The 23023-nt window shown below is 70.6% G+C and carries 23 protein-coding genes and 1 tRNA gene; 18 read left to right on the plus strand and 6 right to left on the minus strand.

Features of this window, described 5'->3' with window-relative positions:
• Positions 1-87: 87 nt before the first annotated feature.
• A complete protein-coding gene (locus tag OHA73_RS16730; RefSeq protein ID WP_327655429.1) occupies positions 88-1776 on the minus strand; it encodes a GTPase domain-containing protein in 1689 nt (562 codons plus the stop codon).
• Positions 1777-2109: 333 nt separating this feature from the next.
• On the opposite strand from OHA73_RS16730, the gene OHA73_RS16735 reads away from it, so the two are divergent.
• A tRNA-Arg gene (locus OHA73_RS16735) sits at positions 2110-2182 on the plus strand.
• 177 nt (positions 2183-2359) lie between these two features.
• Here the strand turns inward: OHA73_RS16735 and OHA73_RS16740 are convergent.
• Entirely contained in the window at positions 2360-2500 is a 141-nt protein-coding gene (locus tag OHA73_RS16740; RefSeq protein WP_327655430.1) for a hypothetical protein, read from the minus strand.
• On the minus strand, positions 2491-2982 hold the full coding sequence (locus tag OHA73_RS16745) for an ATP-binding protein (RefSeq protein WP_267070411.1): 492 nt from the start codon (positions 2980-2982) through the stop codon (positions 2491-2493). The genes OHA73_RS16740 and OHA73_RS16745 overlap by 10 nt, the downstream gene beginning before the upstream one ends.
• A 216-nt stretch (positions 2983-3198) precedes the next feature.
• On the opposite strand from OHA73_RS16745, the gene OHA73_RS16750 reads away from it, so the two are divergent.
• From OHA73_RS16750 to OHA73_RS16760, 3 genes are read left to right on the plus strand one after another with little or no spacing between them, the layout of a single operon-like run.
• The gene (locus OHA73_RS16750) at positions 3199-4044 is read left to right on the plus strand and encodes a helix-turn-helix domain-containing protein (RefSeq protein WP_327655431.1); all 846 of its coding nucleotides are present in this window, start codon (positions 3199-3201) and stop codon (positions 4042-4044) included.
• A gap of 10 nt (positions 4045-4054) precedes the next feature.
• Positions 4055-4246, plus strand: coding sequence for a DUF397 domain-containing protein (locus tag OHA73_RS16755; RefSeq protein WP_266719511.1), 192 nt, complete (start codon positions 4055-4057; stop codon positions 4244-4246).
• Complete coding sequence (locus OHA73_RS16760; RefSeq protein WP_327655432.1) at positions 4239-4475, plus strand: DUF397 domain-containing protein; 237 nt, start codon at positions 4239-4241, stop codon at positions 4473-4475. The genes OHA73_RS16755 and OHA73_RS16760 overlap by 8 nt, the downstream gene beginning before the upstream one ends.
• A gap of 19 nt (positions 4476-4494) precedes the next feature.
• On the opposite strand, the gene OHA73_RS16765 is transcribed toward OHA73_RS16760, so the two are convergent.
• Positions 4495-4656, minus strand: coding sequence for a hypothetical protein (locus OHA73_RS16765; RefSeq protein ID WP_327655433.1), 162 nt, complete (start codon positions 4654-4656; stop codon positions 4495-4497).
• Positions 4657-4751: 95 nt separating this feature from the next.
• Between OHA73_RS16765 and OHA73_RS16770 the strand changes: the two genes are divergently transcribed.
• On the plus strand, positions 4752-5786 hold the full coding sequence (locus tag OHA73_RS16770) for a protein NO VEIN domain-containing protein (RefSeq protein WP_327655434.1): 1035 nt from the start codon (positions 4752-4754) through the stop codon (positions 5784-5786).
• Between the two features lie 259 nt (positions 5787-6045).
• A complete protein-coding gene (locus OHA73_RS16775) occupies positions 6046-6744 on the plus strand; it encodes a hypothetical protein (protein WP_327655435.1) in 699 nt (232 codons plus the stop codon).
• Positions 6745-7022: 278 nt separating this feature from the next.
• On the opposite strand, the gene OHA73_RS16780 is transcribed toward OHA73_RS16775, so the two are convergent.
• Positions 7023-8252 (minus strand): pyridoxal phosphate-dependent aminotransferase, encoded by a 1230-nt coding sequence (locus tag OHA73_RS16780; RefSeq protein WP_327655436.1) that lies wholly within the window; start codon positions 8250-8252, stop codon positions 7023-7025.
• A gap of 266 nt (positions 8253-8518) precedes the next feature.
• Between OHA73_RS16780 and OHA73_RS16785 the strand changes: the two genes are divergently transcribed.
• The 11 genes from OHA73_RS16785 to OHA73_RS16835 all read left to right on the plus strand — a co-directional run bounded on the left by OHA73_RS16785 (position 8519) and on the right by OHA73_RS16835 (position 21426).
• Complete coding sequence (locus OHA73_RS16785) at positions 8519-8740, plus strand: hypothetical protein (protein WP_327655437.1); 222 nt, start codon at positions 8519-8521, stop codon at positions 8738-8740.
• 97 nt (positions 8741-8837) lie between these two features.
• On the plus strand, positions 8838-9188 hold the full coding sequence (locus tag OHA73_RS16790; RefSeq protein WP_266719497.1) for a 4Fe-4S dicluster domain-containing protein: 351 nt from the start codon (positions 8838-8840) through the stop codon (positions 9186-9188).
• Positions 9172-11226: a hypothetical protein gene (locus tag OHA73_RS16795; protein WP_327655438.1), complete on the plus strand. Its 2055-nt coding sequence runs from the start codon at positions 9172-9174 to the stop codon at positions 11224-11226. The genes OHA73_RS16790 and OHA73_RS16795 overlap by 17 nt, the downstream gene beginning before the upstream one ends.
• Entirely contained in the window at positions 11216-12523 is a 1308-nt protein-coding gene (locus OHA73_RS16800; protein ID WP_327655439.1) for an ATP-grasp domain-containing protein, read from the plus strand. Before OHA73_RS16795 ends, OHA73_RS16800 begins: the two co-directional genes overlap by 11 nt.
• On the plus strand, positions 12507-13787 hold the full coding sequence (locus OHA73_RS16805) for an ATP-grasp domain-containing protein (protein WP_327655440.1): 1281 nt from the start codon (positions 12507-12509) through the stop codon (positions 13785-13787). The genes OHA73_RS16800 and OHA73_RS16805 overlap by 17 nt, the downstream gene beginning before the upstream one ends.
• Positions 13784-15019: an MFS transporter gene (locus tag OHA73_RS16810; protein WP_266719489.1), complete on the plus strand. Its 1236-nt coding sequence runs from the start codon at positions 13784-13786 to the stop codon at positions 15017-15019. Before OHA73_RS16805 ends, OHA73_RS16810 begins: the two co-directional genes overlap by 4 nt.
• Position 15020: 1 nt before the next feature.
• Positions 15021-16259: an ATP-grasp domain-containing protein gene (locus OHA73_RS16815; protein ID WP_266719487.1), complete on the plus strand. Its 1239-nt coding sequence runs from the start codon at positions 15021-15023 to the stop codon at positions 16257-16259.
• On the plus strand, positions 16249-18237 hold the full coding sequence (locus OHA73_RS16820) for an FAD/NAD(P)-binding protein (protein WP_327655441.1): 1989 nt from the start codon (positions 16249-16251) through the stop codon (positions 18235-18237). The genes OHA73_RS16815 and OHA73_RS16820 overlap by 11 nt, the downstream gene beginning before the upstream one ends.
• Positions 18234-19586, plus strand: coding sequence for a fatty acid desaturase (locus OHA73_RS16825; protein WP_327655442.1), 1353 nt, complete (start codon positions 18234-18236; stop codon positions 19584-19586). The genes OHA73_RS16820 and OHA73_RS16825 overlap by 4 nt, the downstream gene beginning before the upstream one ends.
• Before the next feature lie 44 nt (positions 19587-19630).
• A complete protein-coding gene (locus OHA73_RS16830) occupies positions 19631-20086 on the plus strand; it encodes a cobalamin-dependent protein (protein WP_327655443.1) in 456 nt (151 codons plus the stop codon).
• Positions 20083-21426, plus strand: coding sequence for a methylaspartate mutase (locus OHA73_RS16835; protein ID WP_327655444.1), 1344 nt, complete (start codon positions 20083-20085; stop codon positions 21424-21426). The genes OHA73_RS16830 and OHA73_RS16835 overlap by 4 nt, the downstream gene beginning before the upstream one ends.
• 3 nt (positions 21427-21429) lie before the next feature.
• Here OHA73_RS16835 and OHA73_RS16840 read toward each other — a convergent pair whose 3' ends face one another.
• Positions 21430-22452, minus strand: a complete 1023-nt coding sequence (locus OHA73_RS16840; RefSeq protein ID WP_266719477.1) for a helix-turn-helix transcriptional regulator — start codon at positions 22450-22452, stop codon at positions 21430-21432.
• 262 nt (positions 22453-22714) lie between these two features.
• On the opposite strand from OHA73_RS16840, the gene OHA73_RS16845 reads away from it, so the two are divergent.
• The gene (locus tag OHA73_RS16845; protein ID WP_111662277.1) at positions 22715-23014 is read left to right on the plus strand and encodes a WXG100 family type VII secretion target; all 300 of its coding nucleotides are present in this window, start codon (positions 22715-22717) and stop codon (positions 23012-23014) included.
• The last annotated feature ends 9 nt before the right edge of the window (positions 23015-23023 follow it).

Raw genomic sequence — 23023 nt, forward strand, 5'->3', positions numbered from 1 at the left:
GATCAGCGGGGCCGGCGTGGTCGGCAGAGTTCGTGGAACCGGTGGGATCCCTGGGATCGGTCTGATCCGTGACGGCGGACAGCGCCCTCACCTCTCCTTCTGCAGCAGCGAAAGGGCCGCGATCAACTCGGCCTGGGATTCGGGTGTGATGTCGAGCGCGTCGAGCGGCGCGAGCCGACGCTCGCGTTCCGCGCCGAGCACGGCGTCCAGGTACTCGTTCAGGAGCTCTCCACCGCGATCGCGCAGCCGCAGGGCGCCCTGGGCACCGATCCGCTCGGCCAGGTTCTCGCCGGCGGCCTTGCCCCTGCGCCCGCCGAGCAGGCCGGTGGCGACGAGCGCCGCGACCGCCTCGGCGTCGGGCGGCGAACCGTCCATGGCCTGGGCGGCGGCCCGCGCCTCTTCCTCCGCGTACTCCTCGAGCACCCGCCGCCAGCGCCGTACGGCCAGCCCGATCCGCTGCTCGGCGGTCTCGGACCCGGGATCCTGCCTACGTAGTTCCTTGGCACGCGACCCGGGTTCGCGGCGCCAAGCCTCATCGACCCGTTCATCAGCCGCAGTCACCGCACACGCCAGCAACGAGCCGAGACTCTCCACCAACGCATCAAGCAGCTCACCGGCCCCACAGTCCGCCGGATAACTCCGCCAGTGCTTCAGCGCGTTCCCCGAGAGCACACCCCCCTTCCGCAAACGCTCCAGTACGCGCGCGTGCTCGGTCTCGTACGCGTCCTCGACGGCGGAGGTGAGCCGGACCATGGCCGAGTGCTGGGCGGCGACGGCCGCGGCCAGTTCGGGCATCCGGGCGCGCAGCGAGTCGAGCGTGCCGCGGGCGGTGCGGGCGACGGCGCGGGCGCGGGCGTCGGAGTCCTGGGCGCGATGGGTCAGCCAGGCGCGGAGCGGGGCGACGGCGGTGGCGGGCAGCAGCCCACCATTGCCGGTCGACTCCGGCAGTTCCGGCACGGTGAACCGCGGCACCTCGCCGAGCCCGGCCTTGGCGAGCAGCGCGCCGTACTGCCGGGAGACCTCGGCGACGACCTGGTGGGGCACCCGGTCGAGCACGGTCACGAGGGACGCGTCGTACTCCTTGGCGGTACGCAGCAGCCGCCACGGCACGGCGTCGGCGTACCGGGAGGCGGTGGTGACCATGACCCACACGTCGGCGGCGCTGATCAGCCGTGCGGCGAGCACCCGGTTCTCGGCGACGAGGGAGTCGATGTCGGGGGCGTCCAGCAGCGCGAGCCCACGCGGCAGAACCCCCGAGGTCTCGACGCGCAACACGCGCTCTTCCTCGTCGGCAACGAGCTCGATCTCCCCCTCCTCGTCCCCTTCTCCTTCGAGCCCGCCATGCCCGCCATGCCCGCCATGGCTTCCATGCCCGCCATGCCCGCCATCGGCCTGCTTGGGCATCCACACGCGCGTGAGGTCGGGCAGCACGCGCATCCCGGAGAACCAGTGGTGGTCATCCGGATGGCAGACGAGGACGGGAGTACGTGTGGTCGGCCGCAGCACCCCGGCCTCGCTCACGACACGCCCCACGAGGGAGTTCACCAGGGTCGACTTGCCGGCGCCCGTGGAGCCGCCGACCACGGCGAGCAAGGGCGCTTCGGGAGCCCGCAGGCGGGGCACCAAATAGTCGTCTAGTTGTGCGAGCAGCTCGCCGCGGTTGGCACGCGCGCGTGGCGCCCCCGCAAGCGGGAGCGGAAAGCGCGCGGCGGCGACACGGTCGCGCAGCGCGGTAATTGCGTCGAGCAGCTGAGGCCGAACGTCCAAGGTCACCACACGTGAAGAATGCCCAATTTTGGACGCTTTATGAAGCATATGACCGCGTCTGCGCGCCGATAAGTTACGCGATAAGGCACAGGAAGCACACAGCGGGACGGAAGGGGCGACTGGGGGCGCAGGCATAACGAGTGCACAACACCCGAGGCGTATGAAGCCAAAAGCGATGCAGGATTCGTACCTACCTGCGATTATCGGGACCGCTTCACTGAACCTCCACATCGTGCCGCGGAGGCGAAGCAGCAAGGGCAGGGACCCGGGAGCCCTATCCTTGTCCCCGGCAAGGTCACGGATCACCCCACATCCCCCGACCAAGCCACCGGCCACACACCGGCCCCCGTAGCTCAGTGGATAGAGCAGGCGCCTTCTAAGCGCTTGGCCGCAGGTTCGAGTCCTGCCGGGGGCGCCTTCAAAAGGCCCTACTCCGGTAGGGCTTTTTTGCTGGTCAGAGCGAGTCTCCCTGAACGTACGGAAGCGCCGGGCCCTCCTCCGAAGATCGCGGGAGGACCCGGCGCTGTCCGGCTGCCACCGGGTTTCTGCGGGTGGCAGCGGTAAATACGCGGTGGAGTATCCCGGCGGCGACTCAGGCGGTGCCGGACAGGTCGGCGCCCGGAAGCGCCTTGCCCACCCCGCCGCCGCCCGAGCCCGAGCGGGGCTCGCGCTGCGCCATCCGGCCAGACGACCCCTCCTGGCCGGATGCCGTGGAGGCCGCGGTCACCAACACAGATCGGCCCCACTCCCCGCGCCGCTGCCCGGCCGATCCGCGCCCCCGCACTCGGCCCACAGCAGCTTCCCGCCCCGCCCGTCCGGGAACGAGTACGCGCCCCAGTCATCCGCGTAGGCCCGCACGAGAAACAGCCCGCGCCCGCCCTCCGCACACGCATCAGCGCGCGGCCCGCCCCGCTCGAATCCCGGGGGAATCTTCGGGTCACCGTCCCACACGGCCACACGAACCCGCCCCGGGTCAGCGACGCCAGGACCAAGACGCAGCGTGTACGGGCCGGTGGTGTGCAGGTGCGCGTTGGTCAGCAGCTCCGAGCTCAAGAGCTCGGCGGGCTCGACGAGTTCAGCCTTGCCGTGCGCTTCAAGGACCATGCGGAGCAGGGCGCGGGCGATGCCGGGGGCGCGAGGGTCGTGCGGAAGCTGGAGGGCGTACGTGCCCGGGAACAGGCCGGAGCCGGCCGGAAGCGGGGATACGGTGGTCATGGAAGTCTCCCTTCGAGTGGGCGAGTTGGAGTGCCAGCCGAGTGGTTCGCGTCAGCCGATGCCCAGTGACCAGGTCGCTCCGTCGAGCGGGATACTTCTGAGCGAGGCGCCTGAATTGAAGGTAGCGGAGCCGCGATAAACTGTTATCGAGAATAGCGAAAAACCCTTAGGCGCCACCCTTATGGGTGACAGCGTCGCCAAGGAGGCGCAGAGTCAGTGCGGAGCAACCCGACAGGGCGTCAGCTACGCCTCGGTTCCGAGCTGCGCAAACTGCGTGAGCGCGCCGGTCTGACCTCCACTCAGGCAAGTCAACTACTCGGTGTGAAGCAGAACCAGGTCAGCAACACCGAGTCGGGACGCATGGGCGTCAGCCCCGACCGCGTACGAGCACTGGCCTGTCACTACGACTGCTCGGACGCCGCGCTGGTCGACGCGTTGGCGGGCATGGCCGGCGAGCGCGTACGCGGCTGGTGGGAGGAGTACCGGGCCATACTGCCCGCCGCGTTGCTCGACCTGGCCGAGGTGGAGCACCACGCCCGACGCATGCGCACGGCCATCACGGTGCACATCCCCGGGCTGCTCCAGACCGCCGAGCACGCACGCGAAATCTTCCGTCAGGACGTTCCCGCCATCGCGCCGCCGGAGATCGAGCATCGCGTCTCGTTCCGCATCAAGCGGCAGGCAGTGCTGTTCCAGGAGGAGCCGACCCCGTACCACGCGATCATCCATGAGGCCGCGCTGCGCATGCAGTTCGGAGGATCTGCCGTCGCCAAGGGCCAACTCCATCACCTGCTCGAGATGAGCGAACGTCCCGGAGTCGTGCTCCAGGTGCTCCCCTTCAGCGCGGGCTCCTTCGCCGGATCCGGACAGTCGATCTTCTACTCGCACGGCCCCGTGCCGAGCCTCGACACCGTGCACCTCGACCAATCGCACGGGCCTGTCTTCCTGGACGCAGACGCCCAACTGGCCAAGTACCGCGTCCTGATCGAGCGCATGGAAGCCATCGCCCTGCCCGGGCCAGCCTCACGAGACCTCATCCACACCGTCGCCGAGAGCCTGTGAAGGAACCCAAATGCCCACGCCCACCTGGCAGAAGTCGTCCTACTGCGCGCAAGGCGACTCCTGCGTCCACGTCGCCGCCGACACCGACCGCGTGCTCCTGACCGAGTCCGCCGACCCCCGCGAATCCATAGTCACCGCCACTCCCGCCGCCTTCTCCGCGCTCCTCTCCATGGTGAAGCGCAACGCCTCCCGCCGTGACTGACGGCCTCCCGGTAGACATACCCGACGACCTCACCTGGCAGCGGGCCGCGCCCGACGATGCCACCGGCCCTGGCCCCTGGATCGAAATCGCCTTCGGCGACGGCGACTTGGTGTTCCTGCGGGAAACCTCCGCCCCGGGCACCGTCGTCACCACGACGCGGACCAAGTGGGACGCCTTCGCACGCGGCGTCCAGGCCGGAGAGTTCGACCACTTCGTTGACGGCATGTAGCAACCAATGCCGGGCCTATTCAAAGCCCCATGCCCAGGCACTCTTCCGGCTCCCCTGCTTCGACATCGACCAGGCGATCATCAACCCCACCAGCGGTTCCCGAGCTAAGGAAACAGAGGCCGGCCAGCTCAGCAGACCCCAGTGGGAAATCGTGGCGGAAGGTCGCGACGTGGTCGGCCACGGATGGCGCTCATCGATCCATGGTTCCGTTTAGCTTTAGAGCCTGGTTGCGGGCATTCTCGGTAACGAGCCGAGTCGCTAATCAGGGTGGGGGCCGTGCCTGTAAACCGGTGGTGGAGACGAGATCCGAGCGAACGCTACTGGCTGGAGATCACTAACCGAGACGATATCGGCGCAGATCTGGTCGCGCCACAGGTCAACGATCAGGGCGGGGAGTACTGGTCATACGCGCTCGTATGCGAGGTGCGGCCAGGGGATCTCATCTTGCACTGGGACAAGAACCACGGACCGGGTGTCGTCGGCTACTCCCATGTACTGGGCGAGCCGTTCGCATCCACCATCACGTGGCAGAGTCGGGGCACATACGGGAGGCAGCGGAATGCGTCGAGGCCTGAGCCTGCCTGGAAGGTGCAGCTAGGCGGGTACCGGCAGTTGAAGCAGCCAGTCACACAGGCGAGGCTACGGGAAATCGAATCTCGTATCCGGTCCCTGCGAGACCAACTCGCCGAGTCAGTCGACGGCCCCGTGTACTTCCCCTTCGCCTTGTCTGAGACCCGGCCGCTTCGTGCTGCACAGGGCTACCTCACCAAGCTTCCACGGATCTTGGTGGAAGAGCTGCCCGAGCTGCTACCCCTTCGCCAGATCGCGATCTCTGAACCCCATGAACCGGAAGGCCCTGACCGCCCAGCCGTTTCCCGGGCTAAGCCGACAAGATCGTCTGGGTACGGACGCCAGCAGGACGCCCGGCGACGAAGGGCCGTAGAACGGCACGCGGTCGATCTGGTGCTTGAGCACTATCGCTCACTGGGCTACGAAGGAGAGGACGTTGGCGACCACTCGCCGTGGGACGTCACCGTGCGCCGAGACGGAACGGAGACGCATATTGAGGTGAAAGGCAGCACCACTGACCGCGAGGCGATTGACCTCACCGAGGGCGAGGTCCGTCACGCCGAGGGCGTCAACACCCACCTCATAGTGATAGATCAGATCGATCTTGACGACAACTTCCACTGCCGTGGTGGGCGTTGGCGTACCTGGGCAGACTGGACGCCTGAGCGCGAGGGCCTGGTGGCCACTGCCTACCGTTACCCCCTGCCGAGGGACGGACAACCGGGTCGTCCACAGCACTAGCCGGAACGCCCCGAGCGACAGGGCCTCCGAACCACCCGTGGACCATTCGCGGACGGGGCTGCTGCGACCAGCGTGCTCCCGTCCTCTGACCAGTGAAAACACGGCCATCCGAAGGGCCCTTCAGAGCCGTGTGCTCACGTTTGGGCAGGCTGAAAGCGGATCAGTATGTATCTGGTCCGCTGTCATACCACCGCAGGGCCGCTCAGGCACGAACCCATCATTGCGCCTTCTGCCGCCGGGGGACCGTACGTTGTCAATCTTGACGATCACAGGACCAATCGTCGGTGCAGTGGTCGTAGCGGTGATCACCTACCTAACCTCACGACCTCGTTTACGGGCGGAAGTTCGGAAGCTGGAAGCCGAGTCGGAGCGCACAAAAGCCGAGACAACCAAGATCCTTTCAGAGTTCCAGGCGCGCCCCTCGAACGTCGATGGCACTAACACTTTGCCGCGAGGCTGGTACGTGACAGGGGCGCGACCTGAGGACTATGAATTCGGTATCGACACGCAGACATTCCATAGCGGCCGGGGCTGCGCCTTCATCCAAGCACAACCCGGGGCCAAGGAGTTCTCCTCTATCGCCCAGTTGTTCAAGGCAGACGCTTACCGAGGTAAGCGTGTACGTCTGTCCGCCATGCTGAAGACCACAGACGTCGCCAACTGGGCCGGGATTTGGCTCCGCGTAGATGACGCCCTGCACAACACGATGGAGTTCGACAACACTGCTGACCGCCGAAGCATTTCAGGTACCCAGAGCTGGAGTCGACGTGATGTTGTCCTTGACATACCGGGCGAAGGCGCGACCATCCGGATCGGGTTCATTCTCCAAGGTGAAGGGCGTGTCTGGTGTGACGACGTGAAGTTCGAAGAAGTTGGACTCGACATACCCGTTACCCGGAACATCGAAGATGTGCGGGACCATCCAGAGAACCTGGACTTCGAGGCTGGAACCAACTGACGACACGTCACCGAGTGGCAAAAGCGTCGCCTGCATCCCGCGTCGAGCACGTGTCGATGTAGCTAAGAATACGCTGCCGCCGCCGGTAACTCCCCAGGTCGGATGTGTACTGCCAGGCGCAAGAGTAGGCTCCTTCTAAATGCTGGGCCGCAGGTTCGATCCCCGCCGAAGGCTCCCTAGCAAGAAGGCCCTACTCCGGTAGGGCCTTTTTGCTGGGCAGGGGCGGACGGCCTCGCGATGGCTCGTGGTGGGTGATGGGCCGCCGCCCGCACGTGGTGTCAGGCCCGTGCCTCCGCGAGGAGTTTTTGGAGGCGGGTGAGGCCCTCCGTGAGGTCGGTGTCGCCGAGGGCGTAGGAGAGGCGGAGGTAGCCCGGGGTGCCGAAGGCTTCGCCGGGGACCACTGCCACCTCGGCCTCCTCCAGGATGAGTGCGGCCAACTCGACCGAGCTCTGGGGGCGCTTGCCGCGGATCTCCTTGCCGAGCACGCCCTTCACCGAAGGGTAGGCGTAGAACGCGCCCTCGGGCATCGGGCAGACGACGCCGTCGATCTCGTTCAGCATCGGGACGATCAGGTTGCGGCGGCGGTCGAAGGCCTCGCGCATCGTCGCGACGGCGGACAGGTCGCCGGAGAGGGCGGTGATCGCGGCGGCCTGGGCGACGTTGTTGACGTTCGAGGTGGCATGCGACTGGTGGTTCGTCGCGGCCTTGACGACGTCCTGCGGGGCGATGATCCAGCCGACCCGCCAGCCCGTCATCGCGTACGTCTTGGCGAGACCGTTCACCACGATGCACTTGTCCCGCAGTTCGGGGACGAGCACGGGCAGGGAGTGGAACTCCGCGTCGCCGTACACCAGATGCTCGTAGATCTCGTCGGTCAGCACCCACAGGTCGTGCTCGACCGCCCAGCGGCCGATCGCCTCGACCTCGGCCGCGCTGTACACGGCGCCGGTCGGGTTCGACGGGGAGACGAAGAGCAGCGCCTTGGTCTTCTCCGTGCGCGCCGCCTCCAGTTGCTCGACGGTGACCTTGTAGTCCGCCCCCTCGTCGGCGACGACGTCCACGGGGACGCCGCCGGCGAGGCGGACCGACTCCGGGTACGTCGTCCAGTACGGGGCCGGGACGATGACCTCGTCGCCCGGGTCGAGGATCGCGGCGAAGGCGTTGTAGATGGCCTGCTTGCCGCCGTTGGTGACCAGGACCTGCGACGGGGCCACCTCGTAGCCGGAGTCGCGGAGCGTCTTGGCGGCGATCGCCTCGCGCAGCCCCGGCAGTCCGGCCGAAGGCGTGTAGCGATGGTTGGCCGTGTCACGGCAGGCCGTCACGGCGGCCTCGACGATGTAGTCCGGAGTGGGGAAGTCGGGCTCGCCGGCGCCGAAGACGATCACGGGACGTCCGGCGGCCCTGAGCGCCTTGGCCTGGGCGTCCACGGCGAGGGTGACGGACTCGGAGATGGCGGCGACCCGGGCCGAAATGCGGCTCTGGGACTGGGGAGTTGCGGCTGCGGTCATGAGCGGCAGCCTTGCACCCGTACGACAGAGGCGACAATGTACGGCCGTCCCTGATGTCCATATTCGCGTGGTTCAGGAGTAATGCCCCTGTGTCGCGTTACGACAGGCGCAATCAGGACGGTCGCCCGGCATTGCTCTTCGCGCCGCGCCGACCTGAACATGAGTGACGTCCGAGCCGGTCGCTTCTTTCCGCAACGGGCACCTCACCGCGTTTTCCCGGGATATCGCCGTCCCGGTGTCCGCCATGCCAGAAAGCGACACACCACATGCCGAGCCGCACCCGAACCACCCCCCGAGCCGTCCCCGGCATCACCTCCCGTATCGCCCTCAGCTCCGCCGCCTGCCTCTCGCTCGTCCTGGGCGCCGTGACGCTTTCCGGCGGGCTCTTCCCGACCTCCGACGAGGCCCGAAGCCAGGCGCTGGAGCAGGTGACGTCGCAGGTGAACGCCTCCGTCTCGACGTCCACCGACGACACCGGGTGGGGCTGAGCCGTACCCCTCGGGATCCGGAACACCGAAATCCGGAACACCTGAATCCCGAAGACCGAATCCCGAACATCGAGGATTTCCTCAGGAAAGCGGAACGATGCAGAGCGACGAGACCGGAACAGACGCCCCGCCGCCCGCCACGACTTTCTCGCGGCGCCTCAAGGAACACCGCCGCAACGACGAGTGGAAGAAGGCGCCGCGCCGTATCGAGCAGGCCGAGTGCATCGGCTGCGACTCGTGCATGCGGGCCTGCCCGCCGCAGTTCAGCGCGATCTACAACCACGGCCTCGACGTCGTGATCATCCCGGAGCTGTGCAACGGCTGCGCCAAGTGCGTGCAGGCCTGCCCCGTCGACTGCATCTACCCGGACGACAACTGGCAGCCCACCGACCAGTCGATGTGGACGTACGTCGAGGGACAGGAGGAGTTCCGTGCAGTCGTCAACTGACGTCCTGCCCGCCCCGACGGACGGCCTCGTCGTACGCCCCACGGTCGACGACCTCATCACGCACCCCACGGCGGACGCCCCCGCCGTCGCCCCGCCCAAGAGTGCCCGGCGGCTCGCCATGGAGGAGGCCCGGCGCAGCAAGCGTCCGAGCCGGGCCGACCGGCAGGCCGGGGCGTCCCCGCACCCCGAGCGCACCCTCGACGACGCCGGGTTCCCGAGGCTGCTCCAGCAGACCCTCACCGCCGCCCGCGGCGCGGCGAGCACCCGCGAGATGGTCGAGATCCTGATCACGCTCGGCGGCCGGCTCGACGCCGACACAGCCCGGCGGTCGCTGACCCGCGCGGAGACAGCGGCCGTGCGGATGCTGACCGCGCCCGGCCGCGCCCCCGGCGCCGGTGAGCCCGGCGGACCCGAGCGCGCCCGCACCACGAGCGACCCGGATGAAGCCCAAAGAGCGGGCGCCGAGGCCGCGTTCACCTCTACCCTCGCCCTCTCCCCGCAGGGTCGGCTCGTCGTCACCGTGCCCCAGCGCCGGTCGCTGCCCGCCGAGGTCGCCGCGACCGGGGTCGCCGCCCGGATCACCTGGAGCCGGGACGATCTCGCCGAGTACGTGCGGCTCTTCGCCGACGTACGACGGCGCACGGAGCACGAAGTCGCCGAGTGCCGAGGCCTGTTGGACAGCCTCGGGCAGGACGGGCGTACGGCCGCGGTCGACGCACTTCGCGGGGCCGTCTTCCTCGTTCCGCCCGTGATGCTCTACAAGGACGACTCGGTCTTCTCCAACCTGAAGGACGAGAAGAACCTCACCGGCAAGAGCCTGCTGCCCACCCACCCCGACTGCTTCTTCCACCATCTCGACAGGCTGCCGCTGGAGTTGTGGACGGACGACGAGGCGGTGGTCGTCGCGTGCCTGTGGCTGGCGTACTCCTCGGGCGGCCCCAACCGCGTCGAGAGCTTCAACGGCGTGCAGCTGTCCCTGGAGAACGTCGCCGACAACTTCCGTACGACCAGGGGTGTTTATCTGCAGGCGGCTCCTGAGCTTGTGATCGACGAGCTGGCGGATGCGGGACTCTCGGGTGTCGAACTTCCCTCCATTGAAAGCCTGTTGGCGTCTGCCGGGCAGATCGCCGACGCGCGGGCCCGGCTCGTGGCCGAGCGGCGCATCCACTACGACATCAACGCCACCATCCGCCGCAAGTCGGAGCGGGCACTGCCGCGCGCCGAGCGTCCCGGTCCGCACGAGCTGGGCGTCTGTGAGCGTCTCGGTGAGCTGCTGCCCGGCGCCGGGCGGGACTTCGCCGGCGTACTCGACGTGCTGGACGACGCCTGGTTGCAGGCGCCGCACGGCGAGTTCGCGACCGGGTTCGAGGCGCTGGTGGAGGCGACCGTGCACGCCTCCGTCGACCTGTTCGGCGCGGACTTCGCGATGAGCCGGGGCATCCGCTCGCTGCCGAAGCTGATCGACGCGCTCGGCCGGCGGGACTGGGCGGAGATCGTCTCCTGGGAGCTGCCCGACTTCTACTGCTGCGTCGTCCCCTCGGCCCGCGCCTTCGAGCTGCACGGCGGCGACCGGCTGAAGGTCGCCGACTCGGCGTGGGCCATGTCGGCGCGCATGCAGTACAACACCTGGCACGTGATGCCGGGCAACCTGCCCAAGGACCCGGCCGTGCAGGCCCGCGACTTCCTCTCCCCGCACGTCCTGCCCGATCTCGCCGTCCACTCCGACCTGCACCACCGCGGGCACGTCGCCAACCTGATCCGTTTCTCGGCGCGCAGCCCCGAACCGGTGCGCATCACCGACGAGATCACCTTCAAGAGCCTCACCGACCTGCGCGTGCTGCGCTGCACCGGGGAGCCCTTCGACCAGGCGGACCTCATCGGGGTCACCCATGTCGCCCGGTTCCTGGCCCAGTTGTCCGAACGGGTCGCCGCGGCCGCCGTCGCCGGGCGTCCGATCGAGGTCACTTCCTTCGACCACCGCTGGCACCGCACCTCCATCGCCGGCCCCGTCCCCTCTCTGGAGAGCCATGTCCTCTGAGCCGTCATCTGAGCCGTCCTCCGAGTCCGCTGTGCCGCAGCAGGTCCTCGTCTACGTCAATCTGCGCCGCACCCCGCTGGAGCAGCGCTCCGCCCTGTACGCCGCCCATCGCCTCGGCTACGGCGTCGCGCTGATCGCCGACGCGCCGCCGGCCGGGCTGCCGACGGAGATCGTCCGTACGGTCCACCAGGTCGACACCTACGACGACGCCGCGGTGGACGCCGCGGTGTCGGCCATCACGGCCGAGTTCGACGTCGTCGGCGTCGTCACCTGGTCCGACGCGGCCGTGGAGACGGTCAGCCGGATCGCGCAAGGGCTCGGCCTTCCGGCGGCCTCGACGGAGGCGGCCCGGATCTCCCGCGACAAGTTCCTGATGCGGCAGGCCCTGACCTCCGTACGCCCGGACCTGTCGCCGCGCTTCGCCCGCGTCACCACCTGGGAGGAGACCGCGAAGGCGGCCGCGGAACTCGGCTTCCCGCTGGTGCTGAAGCCGGCCACGGGCAACGGCAGCAAGGGCATCTACCAGGTGCACGGCGAGGACGAACTCCGTCCTGCCTTCGAGCAGTTGACGTCCTATGTCCGCCCGGAGATGGACCGCGTCTTCACGGGGCACGCGGGCGAGATCGTCATCGAGCAGTTCCTGGCCGGCACCGAGCACAGCATCGAGGGCTGGGTCCAGGGCGGGCAGGTGCACATCGCCGGCATCACCGACAAGACGACGACGGAGCCCTACCGTCTGGAGGCCGGACACGCCTTCCCGACCTCGCTGCCCGAGGCCTCCGTGGCCGCCGTGCACGAGCTGACGCACGCGGTCGCCGAGGGGTTCGGCATGGACGACTGCGCCTTCCATCTGGAGGCGATGGTCGGGCCCGACGGCAAGGCGCGGATGGTGGAGTGCGCGGCCCGGGTGGGCGGCGACTTCATCACCTCGCACCTGGTGGGTCTCGCGACAGGCGTCCCGTTCTGCGAGAACACCGTGCGCGTCGCGACGGGCCAGGCCCCACGGGCCGCTGAGGGCACTCCTCTCCACTCGGGACTCCGCAAGCTGCTCGCTCCCGCCGACGGCGTCCTCGCGAGCGTCGAAGGCGTCGACGACGCGTTGCGGGTGCCCGGCGTCGAGCACATCGTCGTCGAGCGGAAGCTGGGCGCGACGGTCCAACTGCCGCCCGCCGACTACATGTCGAGCACCATCGGCGTCATCATCGCCACCGGCGGTAGCGCCGCGGCCGTGCAGGCCGCCCTGGACGCCGCCGAGGCCGCGATCACGATCGGGATCTCGGATGCCGACGCCGCCTGAGGGCGCCCGACCGGCGGCGGCCGGGCGGGTCCCGGACGCCGCCCCGACGGTCCTGGTCGTCGGCTCCACCACCCCCTCCCCGCACGGCCAGGACCAGCTGACCCGCCTTGCGGCCCAGGCCCGGTCCCGCGGGCTCCGGCTGATCGGCGCGGACACGGCGCGGGCGCTGGGGTCCGGGGTGTGGCGGATGCCCGCCGACACGCACCTGCCGCTGGAGTACGCGGACCCGGGGGCCTGCCGGGAGTTCGCCGCGGCGCATCCCGGCATCGACGCCGTGGTCACCGTCAAGGAGGGCTGCGTACTCGCCGTCGCCCACCTCACGCGGGCGCTGGGCGTGGCGGGCAACGACCCGGAGGCGGTGCGGACGGTCCGTACGAAGGACCTGTGCAGGGCGGTGCTGCGGGAGGCCGGTTTCGCGCAGCCCGGGTTCGCCGTCGCGGCTGGCCAGACGGAGGCCGCGGACTTCCTCGCCGCCACCGAAGGCCCGTGGATCGTCAAGCCGCGGGACGGCATGGGCAGCGCGGGCGTCTCGCTCGTACGGGACCGCTCCAGGCTCGGCCGGGCCATCGCGGGCCTCGAACCGCCGTTCCTGGTCGAGGAGTTCGTGCAGGGCGCGGAGTTCTCCGCCGAGGGCGTCATGGTCGGCGGCAAGCCGTGGGTCCTCGCCCTGACCGCCAAGCGCACCGGCGCCGGCTTCGTCGAGACCGGCCACCGCACCCCCGCCCCGCTGGACGCGGCCACGGCCGCCGCCGCACGGGACGCGGTGGCCTCGGCGGTGACCGCGGCCGGGCTCACCCACGGGGTGCTGCACGCGGAGTTCTGGGTCACGCCCGCCGGTGCGATCGTGCTGGGCGAGATCCACGCCCGGCCGGGCGGCGACTTCATCCACGCCCTCGTGGAGGAGACCCGGCCCGGCTTCGAGCTCTACGGCACCCTCCTGGACGACCTGCTGGGCCGCCCGGTCGCCGAACCGCCCGTCGCCCAAGGCGCCGCGGGCTCCGACTTCCTGGTGCTCGGCCCCGGCCGGATCGCGTCGGTGACCGGCTGGGATGCGGTCGCCGCGGACCCGGCGCTCGTCGCCGCCCACCTCTTCATCGGCGCGGGCGATGTCCTGACCGAGGTCGCCGACTCCGCGGGACGGCACGGCGTGCTCGTCGCCACGGGTCCCGACCTCGCGGCGGTCGACGCGACACTCGCCGCGGCGAGGGCCCGGATCGACGTACGCCTCGACGGGTGCGCGCCCCTGCCGGGAGGCACCCCGTGACCGTCGCCGCGCCGAAGCCGTCCGTCGCCCGCGGGCCGGTTCGGCGGGTTCTCGCCACCATCACCCTCGACTATCTCCTCTCCCACCTCGGCTACTTCACCCTGCTCCCGGTCCTCCCCCTCCTCGTCCCGCGCCTCGACCCGGGCGCCGGGGCGTGGTGGGTCGGTACCGCGCTGCTGTCGCTGACCGTCGCCGTCCGGGCCGGTTCGCTGACCTGTGGCGGGCTGTTGCAGCGGACGCCGGTGCGGGCGGCCATGGTCGGCGGGCTGCTGCTCGCGGCCGCCGCCTTCGCCGTGCTGCCGTTGGCGCCGGGGATGTGGGCGGTGGTGCTGTGTCTGGTGGTCGCCGGGTTCGGGATCAGCGTCAACGCGCTCACCGCACGGGCCTACGTGGCCGTGACGCTGGACGCCGCCGCCGACCGCTCCACCGTCTTCTCGGCGATCCAGGTCGCCGTGAACATCTCCGCCGCGCTCGGCCCCGTCATCGCCAACCTGCTGTTCGGCGGCGCCCGTTACGGCCTGCTGCTCGTCCTGGTCGGCGCCCTGTACGCGGCCGCGGCGGCGACCGTCGCGGTCACCGTTCCGCGCGGCCTCAGGCTGTCCGACGGCGACACCCGGCCCCCGCTGAAGCTGGGGCTGCTGAAGGTCGTCGTCACCGATCCAGCGGTGCGCCGCGTGTCCCTGCTGGCCGCCGCCGGAAGCCTGCTGTACGCGCAGTTCTTCTCGGCCCTGGCCCTCGGCATCGCCGAACTCAGCGACAACACGGCGGTACGCGCCGGGTACTTCACGCTCAACGCCGTCCTGGTCGTCGCCCTTCAGATCCCGGTCACGGTGTGGATGAACCGCGACCTTGCGCGCGGGGTGTCGCCGATGCGTCATCTGCGGCTGGGCACCGCGGTGTTCGCCCTGTCCTTCGTCCTGCTCGGCGTGGACAGCGACGGCCTGGTCACCGCGTTCGGGGCACTGGTGGTGTTCACGCTCGCCGAGACGGTGTTCTCGCCGACCGTCTCCACCGCCTTCGCCGGGCTCGACGGCGACCGGCCGGTCGTCGAGGTGTTCAACCTGCGCCAGGTCGCCACCGCCACCGGCGAGTCCGCAGGCTCGTTCGCGGGCGGCTCGCTGTTCCTGCTGGCGGGCGCGCACGGCCTGACCTCCGGTTACTGGTTCACGCTCGCCGCCATCGGCCTGCTGGCAGCCGCCGCCGTCCGTACCGTCCCGAAGGGAGCCCACTGACATGCGTCTGATGCTCATCGGCTACAACGACGGCGTCCTGGCCGCCCTCGACGACAGCCGCCCCGCCGGCAGTGTCGTCCTCGTCGAGGAGGCCGACCTGTGGGAAGCGAAGGGGCTCGCCGCCCGCGCTGCCGCCCACCCCTGCCTCGGCGAGGTCCGCTTCGGCCGCTATCAGCAGGACGAGCAATTCCTGGATGTCGTACGGGACTTCGGCCCTGTGGATGCGGTGGTGGCCGGGCTGGAGTACGCCGTCGTGGCCGCCGCCCGCGCCGCGGAGGAGCTCGGGCTTCCCGGCCCCGGCGCCAAGGCCGCCGCCGTACTGCGCGACAAGCTGCTGCTGCGCGAGACGATGCGGGCGGCCGGGCTGCCCACCCCGGCGTTCCGCGAGGTCGGCTCCGCCGAGGACATCGCCGCGTTCGCGGCCGGCGGCCCCTGTGTCGTCAAGCCCGCGGGGCGGCAGGCCAGCCTCGGCGTACTGCTGCTCGACGCAGGGGCCGACCCCGGGGCGGCCTGGCGCCACTGCACCGGCGCCGACGAGGGACGCCAGCTCGCCAAGCGGCCCATGACCTGGCGCTATCTCGCCGAGGAGCGGCTGTACGGGCCGGAGTTCTCCACCGAGGGCCTGGTCGACGAGGGCCGGGTCGTCTTCTGCAACGCCACCCGCAAGTACACCCTCGAAGGACCGAGCCCGGTCGAGACGGGACACACCGTCCACGCCCAGGACCCGTCCTGGACAAGGGAGTTGCAGGCGTTCGTCGACGCCATCGGATACGGCAGCGGCATCCTGCACGCCGAGTGGGTGCGCACCGCCGACGGGCCCCGCCTGATCGAGTGCGCCGGACGTCCGCCGGGCGACCGGATCATGGACCTGATCGACCTGGCGTACGACGTCGATCTCCACGGCCGCTGGATCGCCACGCTCCTCGGCGAGGACACCGGGCCCGCGCCGACTCCCGTACGGGCGGCGGCGATCCGCTTCCTGACCGCCCCGCGCCCCGGCACGATCACCGGCATCGACGGCGCCGACGCCGTGCGCGCCCGGCCGGGGGTCGTCCGCGTCGACCTCACCCGCAAGCCGGGCGACACCGTCACCGACGTGCGCTCCTCCTGGGACCGGCTCGGCTCCGTGATCACCACGGGCGTCGACGCCCCGGCCGCCGAGCGCGCCGCACGGGAGGCGGCGGACCTCATCACCGTATCCCTGAACACCGCTCCGGAGACCAACTCCCATGACAGGTGAGCGCCTTGAGATCTGCGTCGTCGGCGCGGGGCCGCGCGGCCTCTCCGTGCTGGAGCGGCTGTGCGCCAACGCGCGCGACCGCCGCCCCGCCGGACCGATCGTGGTCCATGTCGTCGACCCGGACCGGCCGGGCGCCGGGCGGGTGTGGCGCACGGACCAGTCCCGGCATCTGCTGATGAACACCGTGGCCTCGCGGGTCACCGTGTTCACCGACGCCGGCACGCCCGTCGAAGGACCCGAGGAGCCGGGGCCGAGCCTGTACGAATGGGCCCGCTTCCGCACGGTCATGGGCCCCTTCGACGACACGCAGGACGACATGGAAAGCGGGGCGGAGGGCTGGTCCGACGCGGACTGGGCGAACGCGGACGGGGCTGTCTCAGACGGTGCGGACGGTGTCGCCCTCGCCGAGATGCGTGATCTCGGCCCCGACAGCTACCCCTCGCGCGCCCTGTACGGCCGCTACCTGGAGTGGGCCTTCGGCCGCGTGGTGCGCCGGGCCCCCGAGCGGCTGACGGTGCGGGTGCACAGGTCGCGGGCCGTCGCCGTCGACGACGCGGCCGAACCGCCGTACCAGGAAGTCCTGTTGGACGACGGCACGCTGCTCGACCGGCTGGACGCGGTGGTGCTCAGCCAGGGCCACGTGCCCGCCCGGCTGTCCCGCGCCGAGGAGGAACTCGCCCTCGGCGCCATCGACCACGGCCTGGTCTACGTACCACCCGCCAACCCCGCCGACCTCGCCCTCGACCGGCTCGTCGCCCCCGGCGAACCGGTGCTGCTGCGCGGCCTCGGGCTCAACTTCTTCGACCACATGGCCCTGTTCACCGAGGGCCGCGGCGGCACCTACGAGCGCACCGCCGACGGTCTGGTCTACCGGCCCTCCGGACGGGAGCCGCTGATCTGCGCGGGCTCGCGGCGCGGGGTGCCCCACCGGGCGCACGGCAGGAACGAGAAGGGCGCGCACGGCCACCATGTGCCCCGGCTGCTGACGCCGGAGCGCATCGAGCGGCTGCGCGGCGGCGATCGGCTCGACTTCCGCACCGACCTGTGGCCGCTGATCGCCAAGGAGGTCGAGACCGTCTACTACGAGACGCTGCTGGCGGGCCGGGTGCACCGCGCCGAGGCCGGGGCCTTCGCGGCCCGTTTCGCCACGGCGCCGCGCGGCGACGAGGACCGGCTGCTGACGGAGGCGGGCGTCCGGGACGCAGAGCGCTGGAACTGGGACCTGGTCCACCGCCCTTACAGCGAACGGGACTTCAGCTCCCACGCGGACTTCACGCACTGGCTGGTCGGCCATCTGCGGGCCGACGCGCGCGCCGCGCGGCTCGGCAATGTCAGCGGCCCGCTGAAGTCGGCCCTCGACGTCCTGCGCGACCTGCGCGACACGATCCGGCTCGCGGTGGACCATGGTGGCCTCGACGGCCGCTCGCACCGCGACGACCTCGACCGGTGGTACACGCCGCTCAGCGCGTTCCTGTCCGACGGGCCCTCCGCACACCGGGTCGAGCAGCTGACGGCGCTGATCGAGGCGGGCGTGCTGCGGGTCGCGGGCCCGGGCACCCGGGTGACGGCGACCCCGGAGGGCTTCGCTCTGGAGTCCGACGTCCCCGGCGTCCGGCTCACGGGCCGCGTCCTGTTCGAGGCCCGGCTGCCCGCACCCGACCTGCGCCGCACCGCCGATCCGCTGCTGCGGCACCTGCTGTCGGCCGGCCACTGCCGCCCGTTCCGGGTGCGGTCCGCCGACGGCACCTCGTACGAGACCGGCGGCCTCGACGTCACCGACCGCCCGCACCACGTCGTCGACGCCACCGGCCGCCCGCACCCCCGCCGCTTCGCCCACGGCGTCCCCACCGAGTCCGTGCACTGGGCCACCGCGACGGGCGTCGGCCCCGGCGTGGACTCGGTGACGCTGCGCGACGGCGACGCGCTGGCCAGGGCCGTGCTCGATGCCGCGCCCGGCTTCGCGGGAGCGCCCGCATGACCTCGACCACCGCGACGGCCGAACCGCTCGACCCGACGCCCCAGGAGGAGTCCCCGATGACCGTCGTGTCCGACCTCACCGCCCCTGACCACGCAGCCGGATCCGGCACACCCGCACCGGGAACCGGCACGCCGGCCCCCGGACCCGCGGCGCCCACCCCTGATCCCGTGGCGCCCGCCCCCGATCCCGTACGCGAGTCCATGGGGCGCGTGCCCCGCGTCCTCCAGTACCCGCTGACGCTCCTCACCGGCAGACCCCTGGCAGGACAGGCACCGCTGAGCTGGTGGACGCCCGCCTTCCATCTCTTCGCGGCGCTCGTCTCGATGCTCGCCGGGGTAGCCGTCTCGGTCACCGGCTGGGCGCTGGCGGGGAGTTGGCTGTTCCTGCTGCTGCCGGGCTGGGCGATGACGCTGCACGGCATGCGCAACCTGCGCATGATGGTCTACCACCAGTGTTCGCACCGGAACATGTTCCGCCGCAGAAAGCTGGACACGGCGATCGGCCGAGCGACGTCGAGCCTGCTGATCGTGCAGCACTTCGCCCGCTACAGCGAGGAACACGTCGGCGACCACCACGCGGCGCACCACATGACGCTGCGCGACCCCACCGTGCAGGCCTTCCTGATCAGCCTCGACCTGCACCCGGGCATGACCCGTCGGCAGATGTGGCGGCGCACCCTCGGCAAGCTGCTCTCGCCGGTCTTCCACGCCACGTTCGCCGTGGCCAGGGCCCGCTCCTTCTGGCACGGCTCCTCGCGCGCCGAGCGGCTCACGGCGGCCGTGCTGTACGGCGGTTCGGCCGTCGCCTGTCTGCTCACGGGCACGTGGGCGGCGCTGCTCGTCGTCTGGTTCGTGCCGCTCGTGCCGCTGTTCCAGCTCAGCAACACCCTGCGCCTGTGCGTCAAGCACACCTTTCCGCACCCGGAGCAGACCGAGCGGCGCGGCAAGGCGTACTTCGGCTCCCTCACCAACGCCATCTTCATCGGCGAGGCGGCCCCCGCCCCCGGAGCCGCGCCGCTGCGGGCCACCGTCGCCTGGCTGCGCTGGACCGCCCGCATGCTCTTCGTGCACCTGCCGAGCCGCTACCTGGTCCTGACCGGCGACACCGTCGTCCACGACTTCCACCACCGCCGCCCGGCGGCCCGCGAGTGGGCCGACTACCTCTTCGCCCGCCAGGCCGACGCCGACCGGGGCAGCGCCGGCTGGCCGCCCTACCACCACGCCTGGGGCCTGGTGCCGGCGATCAACCTGGTCTTCGACTCGCTGTCCGCGGCCGACCCCGCGGAGTTCGACGTACGACGGATACGGGACGTCAGCAGGCGGGAGCTGTTCGCCGCCTTCGACGACTGACCTTCCCCGTCCGAGAGCCGCCCAGATCCGACCGGAGCCGCCCCATGCACAGACGCACCGTGATCCTCGGCGTCGCCGCGAGCGACAGCCATGCCGTGGCCAACCAGCTCATCGCGCACACCCTGCGCGCCCGTGGATTCCAGGTGATCAACCTGGGCACCTGCACGACCGTCGACGAGTTCGCCGCCGCCCACCGCGTGCACCCCGACGCCGAGGCCGTCCTGATCGGCAGCCTCAACGGCCATGCGTACGAGGATCTGTTGGACCTCCCCGAGGCGCGCGCCCGGGGCCTGCTCGACTGTCCGGTCCTGGTGGGCGGCAACCTCTCCGTGGGCAGCCGCAAACAGTCCGCCGACATCGAGCGGCTCTACGCCATCGGGGTCCACCGCGTACTGAACGACGCGTCCGAACTGCCCGCCGCACTCGACGAATTGGCGGCCCCGACGCCGGCCCCGGCCGCGACTCCGGCTCCCGCCCCGACACCGGCGGGTGCCTCGTGACGACCGCCACCGAACTCCCGACGCTCCACGAATCCGTCGCGTACGTCGGCGCGTTGGGGAAGGCCACCGTCGCCGACGTGCTGCGGGAGGCCAGGGCCGCCGGCCGCCTGGCCCTCCAGCCGCGCTGCGGGGTCGGCTCGCACCCCCAGATGTCCACGCTGCTCAAGGACATCGAGCGGCACGCCGCCCCCGACGTCCTGTCGCTCACCATCGACGCGCACACCCGCCTCGGCCGCTTCGACCACGCCCGGTCGGTCCTCGACCGCAACCCGGCCGACCTGAACGGCTATCCGCTGGTCTCGCACGGCTGGCGGCGCGGCCGCGAGCTCAACGAGGCGGTCCGCGCGCCCCTGGAGGTCCGGCACGGCTCCCCCGACGCCCGGACGCTGTTCCGCACGGCCGTCGCCGCCGGCATCACGTCCTTCGAGGGCGGCGGCATCTCGTACAACCTGCCGTACTCCAAGGACGTGCCGCTCGAACGGTCCCTGGCCGCGTGGCGCGAGGTCGACGCGGCCTGCGGCGAGCTGGCCGAGCTCGGCCTCGTCGTGGACCGTGAGCTGTTCGGCACGCTCACGGCCGTCCTGATGCCGCCCTCGGTCAGTCTCGCCGTCAGCGTCCTGGAGGCGGTCGCCGCCGCCCGCGAGGGGGTGCGCTGCATCTCGGTCGCCTACCCGCAGGGCGGGCACGCCGAGCAGGACGTGGCGGCGCTGCGGGCCATCCCGCTGCTCGCCGCCCGCCATCTGCCGGCCGGCGTCGAGGTCCACGCGGTGCTGCACGAGTTCATGGGCGTCTACCCGCGCGAGCGCGCGCACGCCGAGGACCTCATCCTCTACGGCGCGCTCGTCGCCCGGTACGGCGGCGCGACCAAGCTGATCACCAAGACGTACCAGGAGGCGTACGGCATCCCCGACACCCGCGCCATCGTCGACGGTCTGCACCTCGCCGCCCGCGCCAACTCGCCGCTGCTCGCGGGGTGGCGGCTCGACGAGGCGAGGATCGCCGAGGAACTGGCGTGGCTGCTCGCCGAGGTCGACGCGCTGGTGGCGCCGGTGCTCGACAGCCGCCTCGGCCTCCACGAGGCCATCGCCGCCGCCTTCGCCGACGGCACCCTGGACATCCCGTTCAGCGCCAGCCGGCATGCCCGCTCGGCGGTGATCCCGGGCCGTGCGCGGGACGGCGCGATCCGCATCCTGTCCACGGGCGCGCTGCCCCTGCCACGGCACCTGCGGGACCGGAACACCGACGCGCTGCGGACCCGGCCCACGGACCTGTACGAGGCCCTCACCAGGGACATCGACCATTTCCCGCGGCTGTTCGGGGAGCCGAACCACCGCCTGTGAGGGTCACTTGGCGGGTTCGGCCAGCAGCCCGTGCTTGTGGATGAGATAGCCGGCCTGGAAGCGGCTGCGGGCGCCGAGCCCGTCGAGGATGCGGGAGACCCGGCGCTGGCAGGTGCGTAACGAGACACCCAGCCTGCGGGCGATGGCGGCATCGTCCATGCCGCTGGCCAGCAGCCTCAGCAGCGCCTTGTCGACGTCCTCCGACAGCACTTCCATGCGCTCGCGCGAGGTGTCGACCTCGAACGGATCGGCGTTGAACCACACATGCTCGAAGGCCTGCACGGCGAAGTTCACGACGCTGGGTTCCTCGATGAGCACCGCGCCCAGGTTGTTGCCCGCGTGGGAGATCACCGCGACCCGGCGGTCGAACACGATCAGCCGCATGAACTCGGCCGACGCGGTGCGCACTTCGCCGCCCTTGTGGGTGATCCGCTCGACGTAGGCGGCCGTCGGCAGACTGAAGCGGGCGCTGTGCTGGTAGAGCGTGCGCATCCGTACGCCCCGGCCCAGCATCGCCTCGTCCCGCTCGATCGCCTCCTCGAGGACCTCGGTGCGGCGGCCTCCGCCGGGCTGCGCGGTGAGGACCTCCTCCTGGCAGTTGGCGGCGCGCTCGGCCAACACGTTGCGCACGTCCTGGAGTTCCGTGAGCACCTGCACGCCCTTGGCGCGCTGCCGCCAGGCCAGGCTGTTGTGGTAGACGGGGGCCAGGCTCTCCAGGTCGCGGCGGGCGTGCGCGATCAGCTCGGTCTGCTTGCGCAGCTCCGTCTCCAGCGGCAGCAGGGTCAGCAGCGCCGCGGACTCCGGGCCGACCGGCGCATAGCGGTGGCAGTCGGGATCCTCCTGGTGCAGCAGGCCGAGGCCCAGCAGCCGCGCCAGTGATTCGGTCACATCGCTGTCGGTGATGCCCAGTTCCGCGGCCAGCGCCGGCACGTCGAAGGGGGTGCCGTCGAGCACCCGCTCGTATACGAGTCCGTCACCCGGTTGAAGTCTCAGATCGGTCAGGCTGTCCCACACCAAGCGGCCCATGGTGCTCCCACGTTCCCGTTCCCACAATGTAAAGAACCAGAGAACAGCCCCGTTGCCGTAACCCGGCCGGAACGTTAACAGAGCTTTCGAGCGGCCGACCAGTAGGTGCTCACAGGGTGGAACGGCCCCCTTGATCGCTTGCCGGCCCCTTCTTTCGTCACCGTTCGGCAACAGCCATGAACCGCCTGGCCAGGTGCCCCGTAGACCCCGGTGTGCGCGGATCTAGGACCGCGGGCGAATCGAGACGAGAGAAGGAACCGAGATGGCCGGCGGCAACATTCAGATCAGCCCGGACGAGATGCGCGAGGCGTCCACCTGGCTGCAGAACCAGAAGGAACTCATGCAGCAGAGCCTGCACGAGGCCAACACGAAGATGGACGAGATGGTCGAGGCGGCGTACGCGACGCCGGGCTCCGAGAGCAAGTTCCGCCCGTACTGGGAGGAGTACAAGAACGGCACCGAGAAGGCCATCGAGGGTCTGCAGGGTGTCAGTGAGTTCATCAAGCAGGTCGCCGACGCGTTCGTCGACACTGACGACCAGACGGCCGGCTCCATCGGCTGAAGCGCCCCG

It is taken from the genome of Streptomyces sp. NBC_00483 (genome assembly GCF_036013745.1).
Classification (GTDB): domain Bacteria; phylum Actinomycetota; class Actinomycetes; order Streptomycetales; family Streptomycetaceae; genus Streptomyces.